Origin of the sequence: Mycobacterium sp. NPDC006124 (assembly GCF_040614235.1) — a bacterium.
In the GTDB taxonomy this organism is placed as follows: domain Bacteria; phylum Actinomycetota; class Actinomycetes; order Mycobacteriales; family Mycobacteriaceae; genus Mycobacterium.
Window position 1 is genome coordinate 44,995 of sequence record NZ_JBEXUA010000017.1, and the last position, 14,677, is coordinate 59,671.

The window sequence follows — 14,677 nt, forward strand, 5'->3', positions numbered from 1 at the left end:
TGTCGCGGCCACCGCAGAGCCATCGGCGTTCGCATTACGAGTCACGCCAAACGGGGCTAACCTTCTGAACGCCAACTCGGACATGAATCAAAGGACTTGGTCGCGCTGCAAGAAACATCCAAACGGGGCCCTTTGCAAAATCTTTGCACTCCGCGTCTACCGTTTCCGCGTCCCGGCATCACGTGGATGGCAGGTCGTGCCAGTGAACCTTCTGAGCACACTAAATGATCGCGCTGGAGGGTGTGCGTGCAGTAGTTTGCGTCCCCGGCCCCAACCATTCCACCTACGAGCAATGCCGTGTCATGGCTCGTCAGCTCGATCGCATGAAGGACGACATGACCAACGACATCGACGAACCTGCCGCGCCGCAGCGAAGCCACGGCGCTGCAACGCTTCTCATCGGCCAGCACGTACGCGCCGGCCGCGAGGACGACTACCTCACCTGGCAGAAGAAGCTCGGCGCCGCGGCCGCGCGCTATCCGGGTTTCCGTGGCGTAGAACTCCGGCGACCGAACGGCGAACAATCAGACTGGGTCGTGGTGTACCAGTTCGACTCGGTGGCGAACATGCAGAAGTGGATGAACAGTGCCACCCGTCAGCAGTTCCTCAATCGGGGTGCCGACCTGTTCGACGGCCCCGGCACCCAGCAGGTGATCGCGCAGGACGGCAAGCTCGACGACTCTCTGGTCACAGTGGTCGTCAGTCACCGTATCGACGCCGAACAGGTGACCGACTTCCTCGCCTGGCAGCACGAGATCTGCGACGCGGAAGCCAAGTTCGACGGATTCTGCGGCTCGGAGATCTTCCGTCCCGTCGAGGGCGTTCAGGACGAGTGGACGATCTCCTACAAGTTCGACAACGCCGAGCACCTCGACGCCTGGCTGACCTCCGACGAACGACAGCGGCTGTTGTCCGACGAGCGATTCGCCGACTTCACGATGCGCCGCATCGACCACTCCTTCGGCAACTGGTTCGACTACGGCGACACCGACGCACCGCCCCCGTCGGACTTCAAGACCTCGATCGCGGTGTGGATGGGCCTGTACCCGACCGTGGTTTTCCTGACTCTGATCACCGCTCCGCTCGGCATGCCCCTGTGGCTTGGCATGCTGGTGGGCAACCTGCTGTCGAGTTTCGTGATGAGCTACGTGACCATGCCGTTCTACGGAAATCCGATCTTGCGGTTCTGGATGTCACCGGCGAAGAACGCTCGGCAGCCGCTCACCAACGTCAAGGGCTTCGCGCTCGTGCTGGCGATCAACGCCCTGTGGGCCGTCGTCTTCTATCTCATCACGGTCAAGTTCTGGACGTTGCCGTGAGCACCGCGCCACAACCGCCTCGCCACCTCCTCGCGATCCTTCTGTGCGTCATCCCGCTGAGCCAGATCCCGCTCGACGTGTACACCCCGGCGCTGCCCCAAATGGTCGTCGACCTGGCCTCGACGCCGGCCGCGCTACAAGGCACCGTCACCGTCTACATGCTGGGGCTGGCGATCGGGTTCATTCCGGTGGGAGTGATGGCCGACGCGTGGGGTCGTAGGCGGGTGCTCCTGACGTGTCTCGCCGTGGTGGTCGTCACCAGCGTGCTGTGCGCCGTTGCTCCGAACGTCGGCTTCCTGCTGGTCGCCCGCTTCCTGCAGGGTCTGGCCGCATGCGCCTGCATGGTGCTGTCGTATGCCATTGCCGCGGACTGCTTTCGCGGCGCCAAGTTGATCTCCGTGTCTGGCATCCTGGGCGCGGCATGGGGCCTGGCGCCGGTCATCGCGCCCGCCGTCGGCGGCGTGCTGGTGCAGTACACGACGTGGCGAATGGTGTTCGCATTGGTGGCCGTACTCGCGGCGCTGGTCGCCGTCCTCATCGCGACCGCACTGCCCGAGACCCTCGATGCGACGAATCGCACGCCCATCGCGGTCCGGGCCACGTCGCGAGCCGTGGTGCAGACCGTGCGCAATCCGGTCTTCGGCTGTTTCGTGCTCGTATTCGGGCTGCTGGCCGCCGCGCAACTGGCGTTCGGCGTCGCCGGGCCATTCCTATATCAGGAGGGTCTTGGCTTTGCGCCCGCCGCCTACGGTGCCGTCGCACTGGCGGTCGGAGCGGCGAATCTGTTGGGCGAGTTGGCGTGTGGATACTTCGCGGTCCGCATCAGTTCGCGACGGCTTGCATTTAGCTCGCTTGCCCTGTTCGGGTTGGGTACCGCGGTTCTGCTGGTGTCGGGGCTGACGATTGGAATCAACGCGTGGGCGTTGACCATCGGTGCTGCGCTGGCGCTGGCGGGATGCGGTGTGCTATGTCCGCAGATGTACGGCCTTGCGCTGGGGCTGTTCACCAGAAATCTTGGTCTGGTCGGCGGAATCGCCAGCGCCGGATGCTATTTGATCGTCAGCGCGGCGTTGGCCGCGGTGGGCGCACTGCCCGAGAACGACCAAAGTACGTTGGGCTGGCTATACCTCTGGTGTGGCGCGGCCGCCCTCGTGCTTCTGATCTGGGCGACGGCCGAGCGCCGCGCCTCCCCTTCGCATCACGAGCCAGTACTACCAATTAGGGAGCAAAGTTCATGACACAGGTTCATCTCGGCCACGTCTTCCACATCGCCGGCACTCCGCTGGTGACCGAGGCCGCCGAAGCACTCGTATCCATCGCCGACGGAGCGCTCGTCGTCGACGACGACGGCATCGTCGTCTACTGCGGCGAACGCGGCTCGCTGCCAGGCGAATACGCGTCCGCGCCGGTGAACGACCACCGCGGTGGGTTCCTACTCCCGGGCTTCGTCGACACCCACATCCACTTTCCGCAGACCTACGCCGGTGACTCCTACGGCGGCGGACAACTGCTGGAATGGCTCAATCTCTGCATCTTTCCCTCGGAGAGCAAGTTCGCCGACCCCGAGTTCGCAGCCCAGGCCGCTATCGAATTCTGCAATCGCCGGATCGCCGTAGGCACCACTGCGGCGATGGTGTTCGGTTCGGCGTTCCCGCATGCGCAGGACTCGCTGTTCGAACGCACCATGGAAGCGGGTCTGCGGGTCGTCAGCGGTCGTGGGATTCAGACCGTCGGCGGGGAGACGGCCCAACCGTTGCTCACGTCCGAAGAGGACGCAATCCGCCTCACCCGCGCGGAGATCGACAAATGGCACGCCGCCGACACCGGCGACGTCGACACCGCGCTGCTGCACGTTGCGATCGTCCCGCGCTTCTCACTCTCGGTCACCACCGAGACGCTCAAGAATCTCGGGGAGCTGTACGACGAGGTCAAGGAGCGCGGCGTCTACGTCCACAGCCACCTCAACGAGAACGACCGACCCGGCACCGGCGAGGTCGACACCACCAAGGAGACCTACCAGGTCGACTCGTACCTCGACACCTATGACGGCAAGTTCCTCCCCGGCTCGCAGGTAGGGGGCAAGAGTCTGTTGGGTAAGCGCACGATCCTCGCTCATTGCGTGCACTGCCAGGACGTGGAACTCGAGCGTATGGCCGAGACCGGCACCTCCATCTCGCATTGCCCGGTCTCACAGCTGTTCCTGGGGTCGGGCACCATGCCGTGGAAGCGCACCGTGGCCTCCGGGGTGAACATCTCCTCGGGCACCGACTTCGGTGGCGGTGACGAATGGCTGATCCCGCGCGTGCTTGGCGATGCGTTCAAGCAGCACATCAGCGAGCAGGGCGAGGCGGGGGTTTCCCTCCACCCAGCCGAGATGCTGTTCGTGGGTACGCTCGCCGGTGCGCGCGCGCTGGACATGGAGAACCGCTTCGGAAACTTCGACACCGGCAAGGAGGCCGACTTCGTCGTCGTCGAGCCCGCGGATGCGTTGAAGGGCTTGTTGGACAGTGCCTATCGCGCCGCCGATGCCGATCTGGCCCGGGATCAGACCCTGTTCGCCCTGCTGATGGGTCTGCGCGAGAGCTCGGTCGCCGAGGTCTACGTGCGTGGGCGCAAGCTGACCCCGCTCGCAGACGTGCAGTAGACCAGGGCGGCCGATGGACGACGACGATCAGTGGGCGTCGATCCTGTCGAGTTCCTCGATGTTGGCGTGTCTCGCTGCGGGTTCGGTTGCGCTGTCTCGAATTCAACTGACCAAGAAGCAGATGGACGGCGCACTGCAGTACGTCCTCGTTGCCCGGCAAGACGCGGAGGACATCCGCGCCGGGGACGCGGATGCGACGGATCGAGTGGAGTCCGCGCTCGTCGAGGCCTCGCGGCTGCTTCGAGACGTCGCCCGCGAGCTGCACCCGGAGGTCGCCGTGCTGATGATCGCGGACGACGGGCACATCGGCGTGTCGTCGATTCGCACGAAGGTGCTCGCCCTAGGCGGGGAACTCGACATCGGGTGCGACCAGCCGGGAACACGGATCGACGACGACGGCAAGGTGGGGTATGCGCTCAGCCTCAGGTGAGTTCACTGCACCAGCAGATTGCGCCGTGGCACCGTGCTAGGTGACGCGCCGGAGCCCGCGCCGAGGCATGGCTGGCTCGAACTGGTCACCGCGAATGTCCACGTGCCGCGAACGATGCTGGTGATCCTGTGCATCGGCGTGTCGATGGTCGTACTTGCGACGGCGGCGCCTCAGCTGCCTTCGAACATTTTGCACGTGCCGCGTGACGCTCCGATCGAACGCGTCCTGACGGCGGCCTTTCCGCAAGGGTGGGCCTTCTTCACCCGGACGCCCCATGCAGACCAGTACCGCGTCTACGCCGTAAGTCCCGGCCGACCGCCTCGATCGTTGGATCGGACTCCATATTCCGAGCCGGTCAACGCGTTTGGATTGGACCGCACGCCGCGGCAGCAAGGCGCCGAACTTCAGTACCTCTCAACTCAGATGCACGACGAGGATTGGCAACCATGCCGGTCCGACGACGAGTGTCTACGGCTTCCGACCAAGCCCGTCTTCGTCGTCAACGCCTCGAGGCGCCAAACCTATTGCGGCCCCGTCACGGTCATCGCCTATAGCGTCACCCCGTGGAAGGACCGCCATCTCGTTTCCTCACCGTGGATGGACAAGCGAGCCGTTCACCTCGACATCCGATGCACGACCTCGTAGACGTGAAGCGGGGACGGGCATTGAGCTTCGGCTCTCCCTGGACGAACTGTTACGGCGTTGCGCGGTCGTGCATCGCGCTGGGGCCGTTGCTCACTCTGTTGTTCACACCGCTGTCCGATCTGTTGTTTGGCTTGAAGGGCTCGAACCTGGACCGCTGTGTGGGACCCGTCCGCTTCGGCCTCTTCTGTGTGGGCGGGCAGAACGGCGACGACGTGAAACAGTGGGTCGCGATTCTGATCTTGGGTGCCGTGGTGAGCGGGTGGCGGCCGCGAGTCACCTGTCTTCCTCACGCTTACGTGGCAGTCAGCTTCTTTCTCGACCAATCCAACGGCGACGGCGGTGACCAGATCAGTAGCATCGTCTCGCTGTTGCTACTGCCGGTGTGCCTCAACGATCCACGACGCTGGCAGTGGACGGTCTCCGATTCCGGTCCGAACGTGCAACGCGCAACGGACTCGTTGCGCGCCGCGGCTTCGACCACGGTAGCCGTCGTCGGCATGTGGGTGATCAAGCTGCAAATATCCTGGATCTACTTGCAGAGCGGCGTGTCCAAGCTTGGCCAGGGCTTTTGGGTCGACGGTACTGCGATGTACTACTTCGTCCGTCACGGCACCTTCGGTGCGTCACGCTGGGCGCGTGAGACCCTCTACTGGATCACCAGTCAACCTGTCTTGGAAGCTGCCGTGACGTGGACGCCAATTGCTGTCGACCGTCACGTAATTCCCCCGGGGTGTCTGTCACGTAATTCCGCCACCGGTGGGCCTCGGTGTAGGTCTACCGGGATGGCTTGGCGTTGTCTACCGGCGCGCTAGCGCCGGGTCTTTTTCGGGGTCGGTAGCTGGGTCCGTCCATCAGGATCTGGTGGCTGGTATTGATCAACCGGTCGAGCAGGGATTCGGCGACGACGGGGTTGGGGAACAGGTTGTACCAGTCCTTCGGTGATCGGTTGGAGGTCAGTATCAATGGCTTGCCGTTGACGGCGCGGTCACTGATGAGTTCGTAGAGGTCGTCGGCGTGCATCGCGGTGTGCTCGCGCATCGCGAAGTCATCGAGGATCAGCACCAGCGGTTTGGTGTATTCGCGGATGCGTTGACCCCACGTCCGATCGGCGTGGCCGCCAGCCAGATCCGAGAGCACCCGGGAGGTCTTCGCGAAGCGGACGTCACCCCCGCGGCGGGCCACGGCATGCCCAAGCGCTTGTGCCATATGGGTTTTCCCGACCCCGACGGGTCCATAGAGGATCACCGACTCGGCGGCGTCGAGCCACCGCAGCGCGGCCAGGTCGCGCAGCATCGCCGCGGGCAGCTTCGTGTCGGCGGTGAAGTCGAAGGATTCGAAGGTCGATTGCTCTTCGAAGCGGGCTCGGCGGATCCGTCGTGTCAGTGCTGCTGATTCGCGGCGGGCGATCTCGTCTTCGCAGAGCACTTGTAGGAAGTCGAGGTGTCCGAGGGTGCCGTCGCGGGTCTGGGCCAGGCGGGCGTCGAGGGTGTCGAGCATGCCGGTGAGCTTGAGGGTGCGCAGCGCGTTGCGTAGGGCGGGGTCGAGGATGTTCATGCTGGTGATGTCCTTGGATCGAAGCGAATGATGTTGGGTGACAGTCGGATACGATTGTGGTGCCTAGGCGGTCTCGACGGTGGTGTCGAACGCTTGCGGTCCGCGCAGATGCGCGGGGGCCTGCGGTGCGCTCGGTGGGATGGTTCCGTCGAGTTCGGTGCCGGCGGCGAGGATGCCCTTGACGGTCCGGTAGCTCGGATCGCCGACAGTGACCGCCCGCGCGCAGGCGGCTTCCAGGCGGACGTCGCCGACGGTCTTGCGCAACGCCAACACTCCTTGGGCGCTGCGCAGCCGGTGGATGGCGTTGACTTCCATGAACTCGGCGATGACCTGCGTGCAGGCCGGTCCGACCTCGGCGGCCACTCGGCGACACCAGGTCGGGTTGCGCATCGTGAAGGCGATCTTCTCCGGCGGGTAGTGCTCGAAATTGGTGGCCCGCCCGCGGTGATGGGTGACGTGAGTGGCCACGACGTCACCGCTGTGCACGATCTGCACGATGTCGCCGCAGGTGCGGGCGTGGACCTGCTGGCCCATCAGTCGCCACGGCACCGAGTAGAGCGCTTTGCCGACCTTGACGTGGCAGTCGGTGGCGACCTTGCCGGTCGACCACACCGCGAGCTGGAACTCACTGTGCGGCAACGGTATCAACGCGCTCTGCTCGACGGTGGAGAACACGAACCCGGGTTGTTCACCGTCCAGGGCCCGCGACTGCCGCACCCCGGCCACCTCACGGCACCACAGCACTGCCGCGGCCTGCATCTGCTCCAGTGAGGTGAATTCGCGACCCCGCCAGAACGAGTCCCGAACGTACTGCATCGGGCGCTCGACGCGTGGTTTGTCCTTCGGCTTATGCGCCCGCGCCGGATCGATCAGGCAGCCGTAGTGGGCACCCAGCTCGGCGTAGGCCTTGTTGATCTTCGGGTCATACAGATCAGGCCGGGTGACACCGGTCTTCAAGTTGTCCGGGACCAGCCTGGACGGGACACCACCAAAGAACTCGAACGCCGCCACATGCGAAGCGCACCAGGAGGATTGGTGCATTCGCAGGACCGGTTGGACGAACAGATGCCGCGAGTGAGCCAGCACCATCACGAACGCCCACACCGCGACGCGTCGACCACTGACCGGATCGAACCACATCCCAAGCTTGCCGTAGTCGACCTGGGCCTCGCTGCCCGCCGGCACCAACCCACGTGCCACAGTCACTCTCTCGCGTGTCGCCTCCTCGGACAGATTCCCCGAGATCCACCTGCGCACTGAGGATTCCGACGCCGCGACGCCATGATCGTCACGCAGCCGCTGCGCCACCGTCGCCGCACTCACCTCGGCCTTGAGCCAGGAACGGATCAGATCGCGATGCACCTCGATCCCCGGCCAGGTCGTAGCCCGCAGAGCAGGGTCGGCGATCTCGGGAAACCACCGGGCGACGTGGCCCGCCCACGCCATCTCGGTGACCGGCTCCCCGCCCGGAGTCAACGACTCGGCGATCGCCGGCGCCAGATACTTCGCGATCGTCTTGCGGTCGATACCCAAACTCTCCGCAAGCTGGCGCTGGGACCGACCCGCGTGCCAATGGGTCAACAACTCGATCAGGTCGAACACGTCGAAACTTCTCCTCGCCATCGGCGCCCTTCCTCACGAGTCGATCCGTGAGTCGAGCGAACCTGTGTACGAGGCCCACGACCGGTTGCCACACCGCCCCGGGTGGGGGAATTACGTGACAGACGGGGTGGGGGAATTACGTGACGGACAACCCCTCAAACTGGGGGAATTACGTGACCGCTGACATTGCGATCGAGGTAGCCGTCGGAGCGAGTCCGCTCCTGCCGCGCCGGTTTCGATCAATCCTCTTGCCGCTGGCGCTGCTACTGCATCTGATGGTCGCCGTGGTCCTGGGTCTGTGGAGCTTCTCCATCGTCATGTGGGGTTGTCTCATCTTCCTGCTGGTGCCCATGGGGACCCAGTTCCGCCGAACCGTCCGGTCCCGGAGCGGCACACCACCAAGGGCTGGGACCCAGGAGCGCGACCACGACGACGGCGAGGTCGAACACCCGCGTTGGCCGGACGGTTGACCAAGGCTTCGACGCAGACCGCCTCGATTCACTGATCGGAAGCGGCGAAGCTTGCGGGACACTCGAAAACCGTTCTCCGGCAATGTGCCTTGGCATCCTGCAGCTCGCAGGGCGGCCGACGCGTCGATCGCATTGCTGCGCAGACGTTTTTGGGGTGCACCGCTCCGTGCGTAGCCGGGCTGCAGTCACACCCCGGAGTGACGAGGTCCTCGACGGCTGCCATGGCGACGCCAACCCCGCTCCGTTCAAGAATTTGCGGGCAGTCGATGTCCTTAGTTGCTGAAATTGACGTCGGGTTCGGTGTTCGCCGTTAGCATTGGGCCCGTGGCGCACAACGACGGTCCCGACGGACCCCCAGACGATCCGGGCTACTCCGACGACGAGCCGACCCAGGCGGCGAAGTACCCGGAGAGCGAACCGACCGCGTGGAGCGAGTCCACCTCCACCCTGGGCGACTACGGGGAGACGGACCAATCGGGGGAGCAGGCCGGTCACGAGCAAGTGCAGCCCGGCGAGGCGCCCGTGCCCTGGTACCGCAAACCGGCGGGCCTCCTCGGTCTCGGCGCCGTCGGCGTCCTCTTGATCGCGACAGTGGCCTACGCGATCGTCTCGCTCACTGGCGAGGAGGGGTCGACGTCGGACACCTCGACCACCTCGACCACCTCGACCACCTCTGCCTCCTCCGCCACGTCCGGCCCGACCACGTCGACCGCGCCGCCGTCTTCCGCACGGCCCACCACGACGACCGCACGATCTGGATCGCCTGTCCCTGGGCCAACGAGTAATACCCAGACGGTCACCCGGACCGCCGCGCCAGTTCCGACGACTGACTACCCCACCATGACGACGGAGACGACCTACACGATTCCCCTTCCCAGCACGAGCACCCAGACGGTGACCGTGCCGCCAGGGCCGATGCCCGGCCAGGAGGGTGGTGGGATCTATACGCCGATGCCCGGTGAGGCCGGCGGCGGGATCTACACGCCGATGCCCGGTGAGGCCGGTGGTGGGATCTACACCCCGATGCCCGTAGAGAACGGTGGCGGGATCTATACGCCACCTGCGCCATCGCCCGGCGACTTCGGCGGTGGCGGCGACTTCGGCGGTGGCAGCGGGTCGGACGGGTCGGGTTAGCGCGACTGGGCCTGCTTCACGCGAAGGGACAGCCCTCTGCGAATGGCTGGGCTCGCGACGATTTGCAGAATCTTTGCACTTGGTGGTTACCGTTGCCTCAAACCCGTGGCGTCGTCAGTCCAATCGGCTCTAAGTTTGCTGATGGATGCATTCCGTGATTGCTATCGGAACAGTCACTCTTCAGACGCTGCGGTGCTCGCCACCCATTCGACCCACCCACGGTGACTCGCGAGAGTGGGGCAATGAGGACCAGCGCATGGCGGCACACGGCAGTCGTCGGCTTGACCGTCGTCACGTTGGTCACCGCGGGTGTAGCAGTGGCACCGGGAGCGATTCGTGGGAAGCGCCGCAGGTGGGGCTGATCGCCACCTCCGAGACACGCGCCGCCGAAGTCACGTTCACAGGGGAGGTTCGGTGGGCCCGCTCGGGGCGTTGATCAGCGACGAGGGTATGACCCGAGGACGGATCAGGTCGAGGTGACGGTCGACGGCAAGGTCGTACCGTTCGGGCTCTGATCCGCACGGCGGCAAGTCATTTCAGCATCGCCCGTGCGGCACGCTCGGCGATCAGCATGACCGGCGCGTTGGTGTTCCCGGACGTGATGGTGGGCATCGCCGAGGCGTCGACCACTCGAAGACCTGCGACGCGGTAGACCCGGCAGTCAGTGTCCAGCACAGTTGCTGGCGACCGCGGAATGCCTTGCGCATCAACGGCTCCCATCGCGCAGGTGCCCACCGGGTGGAAGATGGTGGTGCCGAGCTCACCGGCCGCCCGCTGCAGGTCTTCGTCACTGACCAGATGACGACCGGGGAGTGTCTCCTGCGGGTGGTAGCGAGCCAGGGCCGGTGCCGCCATGATCTGTCGGGTCATTCTCAAGCCCCGCACGGCGGCGTGACGATCGGCGTCGGTGGACAGATAGTTGCAGGAGATGGCCGGAGGGGTCAGCGGGTCGGCGCTGGTGATGCGCACGTGGCCCCGCGAGCTGGGCCGCAGGTTGCAGACCGAGGGAGTAATCGCCCCGAACGGATGAAGTGATTCGCCGAACTTGGGCAGTGACAAGGGTTGCACGTGCCATTCCAAGTCGGGGCTGGCCAGCGCGGTATCGCTCTTGGCGAAGGCGCCCAGCGTCGACGGCGGCATGGTCATGGGCCCCGAGCGCAGAAGCAGGTACTGCAGCCCCATGCCCGCCCGGGTCAACCAGTTGCGGTACAGCGTGTTGACGGTGCGGGCGCCCCGTACCCGGTAGACCGTCCGCAGTTGCAAGTGGTCTTGAAGGTTCTCGCCCACCCCCGGCAAGTCGACCACCACCGGAACGTGATGCCCGGCCAGGAGGTCGGCGGGGCCAAGGCCGGACATCTGCATGAGGTGCGGTGACCCAATCGCACCCGCGCTGAGGATCACTTCCCTGCGGGCCCGGACGTCGACGATCTGGCCGTCCTTTCGGAGTCGCACCCCGGTGGCGCGGTGCCGAGCCGACGTCCACGCACCCCGGCGCTGTTCGTCGCGCACAGCGTCGTCCAGCATCAGCTTCACGGCCTGGGTGTGGGTGTAGACGGTGAGATTGGGTCGCCGGGCAACGGGGTGCAGGAAGGCGTCGGCCATCGACCAGCGTCGGCCGCGCCGTTGGTTGACGTGAAAGTAGGCGCTTCCGGCGTTGTCGCCCCGGTTGAATTCCTCGAGGGGGACTATGCCCGTCTGGGCGGCTGCGGATTGCCAGGCGTCCAGGATCTTCCACCGCACCCTCGGGCGTTCGACGCGGATCTCGCCGCCGACGCCGTGCCACTCGTCTGCGCCGCCGAAGTAGTCCTCCAACTCGCGGTAGATCGCGAGCGTCTCGCCGACGCCGTCCACGCCACCCCAGAGCCAGCGATCGTCACCGGTGGCCTGCGCCCACAGGTCGTAATCGCTGACTTGCCCGCGCATGTGGATCATCGCGTTGATCGACGAGCTGCCGCCGATCACGCGCCCTCGTGCGTAGAGGATGCTTCGGCCGGCCAGCCCTGGGTCGGGCTCGGTCGTGAAGCACCAGTCGGTGCGGGGGTTGGCGATGGTGTAGAGGTAGCCGACCGGCACCTTGATCCAAAACCAGTCGTCCTTGCCGCCGGCCTCGACCAGGAGCACGCGGTGGTCCGGGTTGGCACTGAGGCGATTGGCCAGCAGACAGCCCGCGCTGCCCGCTCCCACGATGACGTAGTCGAACTCGGCAACGGGGCTGATTTCCGACATCGACGGAGACTACGGCCTCCTGGTGAGTAGTCGTCGGCTAGGTGCTCGGATCCCTCCCTAGGGGTGTGGTGCGCCACCCCCGCACGGTGGTCGACTGAGCGGGCCAGGAACCTGGTCGATCGGAAGAGGGGCACCACGGGTCCTTTTCCGATGCTGCGGAACGTTGGAGGGGCAATGCCACGATCGGCGCGCTTCGCTTCGTGGCAGTCGCCCGCGGGTCATATTGCGCGACAACGACTTCGGCTCAGACTGGATTCGATCCAGAATTATTGACATTTGCGTCGAAAAGCTGTGGGGTACGCCCTGCTCAGGCAAAGGAGGTAAGTCGAAATGCCCAACTGGATATGGATAGTGGTCGCGATCGTCGTCGTACTCGTCGCCGTGGCGGTGGTGATCGGCACCCGGGGTCGACGCGACTCCGAGCGGCTCAAACAGCGCTTCGGTCCCGAGTACGACCGAACGGTGTCCGAGGCTGGCGACGAGAAGGCCGCCGAGAAGGAACTCATCGCCCGGGAGCGCAAGCGCGACAAGCTCGACATCCGGCCCCTGAGCCCCGCGGCGCTGGACGGTTTCGCCCACCGGTGGCGGGCTGTGCAGACCGCGTTCGTCGATCACCCGTCGAGCGCGGTGGGAGAGGCCGATCTGCTCGTCACGGAGGTGATGCGTGAGCGTGGCTACCCGGTGGACGACTTCGATCGCCAAGCCGCCGACATCTCGGTCGACCATCCCACGGTGGTCGCGGATTACCGCGCAGCACACGACATTCACCTCGCGCAACAGAAGGGAGACGTCGGCACCGAGCAGCAGCGCCAGGCCTTCGTGCACTACCGCGCACTGTTCACGAAGTTGCTCGAATCGGAGAAGGACAATTCACAGGAGGCACGTGCATGACCACCCACGAGCAGCACACCGACTACGACCCCACGCGGTCAGATCTCGACCCGTCGACCGCACATCGTCCCGCCGACCGGCAGGACCTTCGTACCGATCAGGGCGCCGCACCTGAGTACGACCACGGCTCCGGCTACGCCGATCAGTCGGCGGAAGGCCTTGGCGCTCGACCGGCGTCGGAGCCGCCGGTGACGGAGACGGTTGCGCCGACGAACGACGAGCGTCTCGTCCAGCCGTCGGATGACCGTCTTGGTCATTCGACGGAGGAGCGGAGGAGCGGGCCGACCGGCGACCAACTGCCGCAACAGGGATCGGTGACCGATTCGCCGGTCGCCCACGGTGTCTCGTCGAATTCGGACGACCTCTTCGCCGATGATGAGATGGTCGGGCTTCGCGCCCGATGGGACAGTGTCCAGGCCAGCTTCGTCGACGACCCGAAGGACTGCGTGCAGAAGGCCGACGGCCTGGTCTCCGACGTCGTCGAACAGCTGACCTCGAGCTTCTCCCATGCTCGGTCACGCCTGGAGGAGCAGTGGGCCCGCGGCGAGGACGCTTCGACCGAGGATCTGCGGATCGCCTTGAAGCGCTACCGGGAGTTCTTCGACCGCCTCTTGGCCGTCTGACTCTTGGCCGTCACGACACCGGCCCCCGCCCGACGGCGGGGGCCGGTGTTCGTCGAAAGATCATGCTGAACGGCATCTTTCGTCGTCGTGGACTACTTGCCAACCCGGATGAGAACCTTGCCCGTCACACCGGCTTGCACGGCGTCGTGCGCGGCCGCGGTGTCCTTCAGATCGAAGAAGTGCAGCGGCAGGCCGGCGTCCGCGCCGACGTCCAAGGCGCCGGCGGAGGCTGCAGCCGTGATGTCCTCGCGGGCGTGGCGCAGGGCCTCGTCGCCGACGGTGTAGAGGATCAGGAACTGGTATCGCGCATTGACCATCATGTTGGGGCGTACGTCCAACGTGATGGTGTCGCCGCCGTTGTTCGCATAGATCGCGATCGAGGCCCGGTTCTTCGCCACGGCAGCGTCCAGCGCGGCGTTCTGCGCGGGCGCGACCTCGACGATGTGGTCGACGCCGTCGGGTGCGATGTCGCGGATGGCCGTCGTGGCGTCCTCGGCCTTGTAGTTGACGACGTGGTGTGCGCCGGCGGCGGTCGCCAGCGCTGCTTTCTCCGGTCCGCTGACCGTGGTGATCACGCGGGCTCCCGCCCAGCGGGCCAGTTGGATCGCGGCGTGGCCGACGGCACCGGCGCCGCCGGCGACGAGGACCGTGGCGCCGTCGAGGGAGCCGGGGGACAGCCGCGCCGGCCAGTCCTCGGCCACGGTCAGCGCCCGGTGGGCGGTCATCGCAGGCACACCGAGGCTGGCGCCGACCTCGAAGCCGGCGGCGTCGGGCAGCGGCACGACGTTGGTGGCCGGCAGCACCACGTACTCCTGCGCGGTGCCGCCTGGACGCTGGTGCTGGGCCATGAAGAGCCACGCCCGGTCACCAACGGCCAGCCCGGTGACGTCGGGGTCGATCGCGTCCACCACACCCGCGCCGTCCTGGTTGGGCACTAGTTCGGGGAACTCCATTTTCTGGCCGGACGTGCCGCTGCGGCGCTTCCAGTCGGTCGGGTTGACCCCGGAGAGAGCCACGCGCACGCGAACCTCACCGACGCCCGGTTCTGGGATCTCGCGATCGGTCAGGTGCAGGACGGAACTGTCGCCAGTGCGGGAATAGGTGATCGCCTTCATCCACGGGCCAACGCGGCGCGGCCC

The 14,677-nt window shown here is 65.8% G+C and carries 14 protein-coding genes; 10 read left to right on the forward strand and 4 right to left on the reverse strand.

The window, feature by feature from the left end; genetic code table 11:
- Positions 1-335: 335 nt before the first annotated feature.
- The 6 genes from ABZ195_RS25205 to ABZ195_RS25230 all read left to right on the forward strand — a co-directional run bounded on the left by ABZ195_RS25205 (position 336) and on the right by ABZ195_RS25230 (position 5,850).
- Complete coding sequence (locus ABZ195_RS25205) at positions 336-1,319, forward strand: antibiotic biosynthesis monooxygenase (RefSeq protein ID WP_355222628.1); 984 nt, start codon at positions 336-338, stop codon at positions 1,317-1,319.
- Positions 1,316-2,557, forward strand: coding sequence for a multidrug effflux MFS transporter (locus ABZ195_RS25210; RefSeq protein WP_355222629.1), 1,242 nt, complete (start codon positions 1,316-1,318; stop codon positions 2,555-2,557). The genes ABZ195_RS25205 and ABZ195_RS25210 overlap by 4 nt, the downstream gene beginning before the upstream one ends.
- Positions 2,554-3,963 carry an amidohydrolase family protein gene (locus tag ABZ195_RS25215; RefSeq protein WP_355222630.1) on the forward strand — a complete coding sequence of 470 codons (1,410 nt, stop codon included), beginning with the start codon at positions 2,554-2,556 and terminating at the stop codon, positions 3,961-3,963. Before ABZ195_RS25210 ends, ABZ195_RS25215 begins: the two co-directional genes overlap by 4 nt.
- A gap of 13 nt (positions 3,964-3,976) precedes the next feature.
- On the forward strand, positions 3,977-4,393 hold the full coding sequence (locus ABZ195_RS25220) for a hypothetical protein (protein ID WP_355222631.1): 417 nt from the start codon (positions 3,977-3,979) through the stop codon (positions 4,391-4,393).
- Positions 4,394-4,537: 144 nt separating this feature from the next.
- On the forward strand, positions 4,538-5,038 hold the full coding sequence (locus tag ABZ195_RS25225; RefSeq protein ID WP_355222663.1) for an SdpA family antimicrobial peptide system protein: 501 nt from the start codon (positions 4,538-4,540) through the stop codon (positions 5,036-5,038).
- The gene (locus ABZ195_RS25230; RefSeq protein ID WP_355222670.1) at positions 4,957-5,850 is read left to right on the forward strand and encodes a hypothetical protein; all 894 of its coding nucleotides are present in this window, start codon (positions 4,957-4,959) and stop codon (positions 5,848-5,850) included. Before ABZ195_RS25225 ends, ABZ195_RS25230 begins: the two co-directional genes overlap by 82 nt.
- On the opposite strand, the gene istB is transcribed toward ABZ195_RS25230, so the two are convergent.
- Together istB and istA are read right to left on the reverse strand one after the other, a co-directional pair.
- Entirely contained in the window at positions 5,813-6,592 is a 780-nt protein-coding gene (istB, locus tag ABZ195_RS25235) for an IS21-like element helper ATPase IstB (protein ID WP_355222632.1), read from the reverse strand. The genes ABZ195_RS25230 and istB overlap by 38 nt on opposite strands.
- Positions 6,593-6,655: 63 nt before the next feature.
- Positions 6,656-8,194 (reverse strand): IS21 family transposase, encoded by a 1,539-nt coding sequence (gene istA / locus ABZ195_RS25240; RefSeq protein ID WP_355222664.1) that lies wholly within the window; start codon positions 8,192-8,194, stop codon positions 6,656-6,658.
- Between the two features lie 173 nt (positions 8,195-8,367).
- Between istA and ABZ195_RS25245 the strand changes: the two genes are divergently transcribed.
- Together ABZ195_RS25245 and ABZ195_RS25250 are read left to right on the forward strand one after the other, a co-directional pair.
- Entirely contained in the window at positions 8,368-8,664 is a 297-nt protein-coding gene (locus ABZ195_RS25245) for a hypothetical protein (RefSeq protein WP_355222633.1), read from the forward strand.
- Positions 8,665-8,988: 324 nt separating this feature from the next.
- Positions 8,989-9,798, forward strand: a complete 810-nt coding sequence (locus tag ABZ195_RS25250) for a hypothetical protein (protein ID WP_355222634.1) — start codon at positions 8,989-8,991, stop codon at positions 9,796-9,798.
- 531 nt (positions 9,799-10,329) lie between these two features.
- Here the strand turns inward: ABZ195_RS25250 and ABZ195_RS25255 are convergent.
- Positions 10,330-12,024: a GMC family oxidoreductase N-terminal domain-containing protein gene (locus ABZ195_RS25255; RefSeq protein ID WP_355222635.1), complete on the reverse strand. Its 1,695-nt coding sequence runs from the start codon at positions 12,022-12,024 to the stop codon at positions 10,330-10,332.
- A 330-nt stretch (positions 12,025-12,354) separates the two neighbouring features.
- Here ABZ195_RS25255 and ABZ195_RS25260 point away from each other — a divergent pair, with 330 nt between their 5' ends.
- Both ABZ195_RS25260 and ABZ195_RS25265 read left to right on the forward strand, forming a co-directional pair.
- Positions 12,355-12,915, forward strand: coding sequence for a hypothetical protein (locus ABZ195_RS25260; RefSeq protein WP_355222636.1), 561 nt, complete (start codon positions 12,355-12,357; stop codon positions 12,913-12,915).
- A complete protein-coding gene (locus ABZ195_RS25265; protein WP_355222637.1) occupies positions 12,912-13,538 on the forward strand; it encodes a hypothetical protein in 627 nt (208 codons plus the stop codon). Before ABZ195_RS25260 ends, ABZ195_RS25265 begins: the two co-directional genes overlap by 4 nt.
- A gap of 92 nt (positions 13,539-13,630) precedes the next feature.
- On the opposite strand, the gene ABZ195_RS25270 is transcribed toward ABZ195_RS25265, so the two are convergent.
- Positions 13,631-14,653, reverse strand: coding sequence for an NADPH:quinone reductase (locus ABZ195_RS25270; RefSeq protein WP_355222638.1), 1,023 nt, complete (start codon positions 14,651-14,653; stop codon positions 13,631-13,633).
- Positions 14,654-14,677 lie beyond the last annotated feature (24 nt).

Excerpts from the sequence above, each read along its gene's own strand:
- ABZ195_RS25225 (WP_355222663.1), top strand. The coding sequence starts at position 4,538 with ATGGTCGTACTTGCGACGGCGGCGCCTCAGCTGCCTTCGAACATTTTG.
- ABZ195_RS25255 (WP_355222635.1), bottom strand. The coding sequence starts at position 12,024 with ATGTCGGAAATCAGCCCCGTTGCCGAGTTCGACTACGTCATCGTGGGA.
- istB (WP_355222632.1), bottom strand. The coding sequence starts at position 6,592 with ATGAACATCCTCGACCCCGCCCTACGCAACGCGCTGCGCACCCTCAAG.
- ABZ195_RS25270 (WP_355222638.1), bottom strand. The coding sequence starts at position 14,653 with ATGAAGGCGATCACCTATTCCCGCACTGGCGACAGTTCCGTCCTGCAC.
- ABZ195_RS25220 (WP_355222631.1), top strand. The coding sequence starts at position 3,977 with ATGGACGACGACGATCAGTGGGCGTCGATCCTGTCGAGTTCCTCGATG.
- ABZ195_RS25265 (WP_355222637.1), top strand. The coding sequence starts at position 12,912 with ATGACCACCCACGAGCAGCACACCGACTACGACCCCACGCGGTCAGAT.
- ABZ195_RS25215 (WP_355222630.1), top strand. The coding sequence starts at position 2,554 with ATGACACAGGTTCATCTCGGCCACGTCTTCCACATCGCCGGCACTCCG.
- ABZ195_RS25260 (WP_355222636.1), top strand. The coding sequence starts at position 12,355 with ATGCCCAACTGGATATGGATAGTGGTCGCGATCGTCGTCGTACTCGTC.
- ABZ195_RS25205 (WP_355222628.1), top strand. The coding sequence starts at position 336 with ATGACCAACGACATCGACGAACCTGCCGCGCCGCAGCGAAGCCACGGC.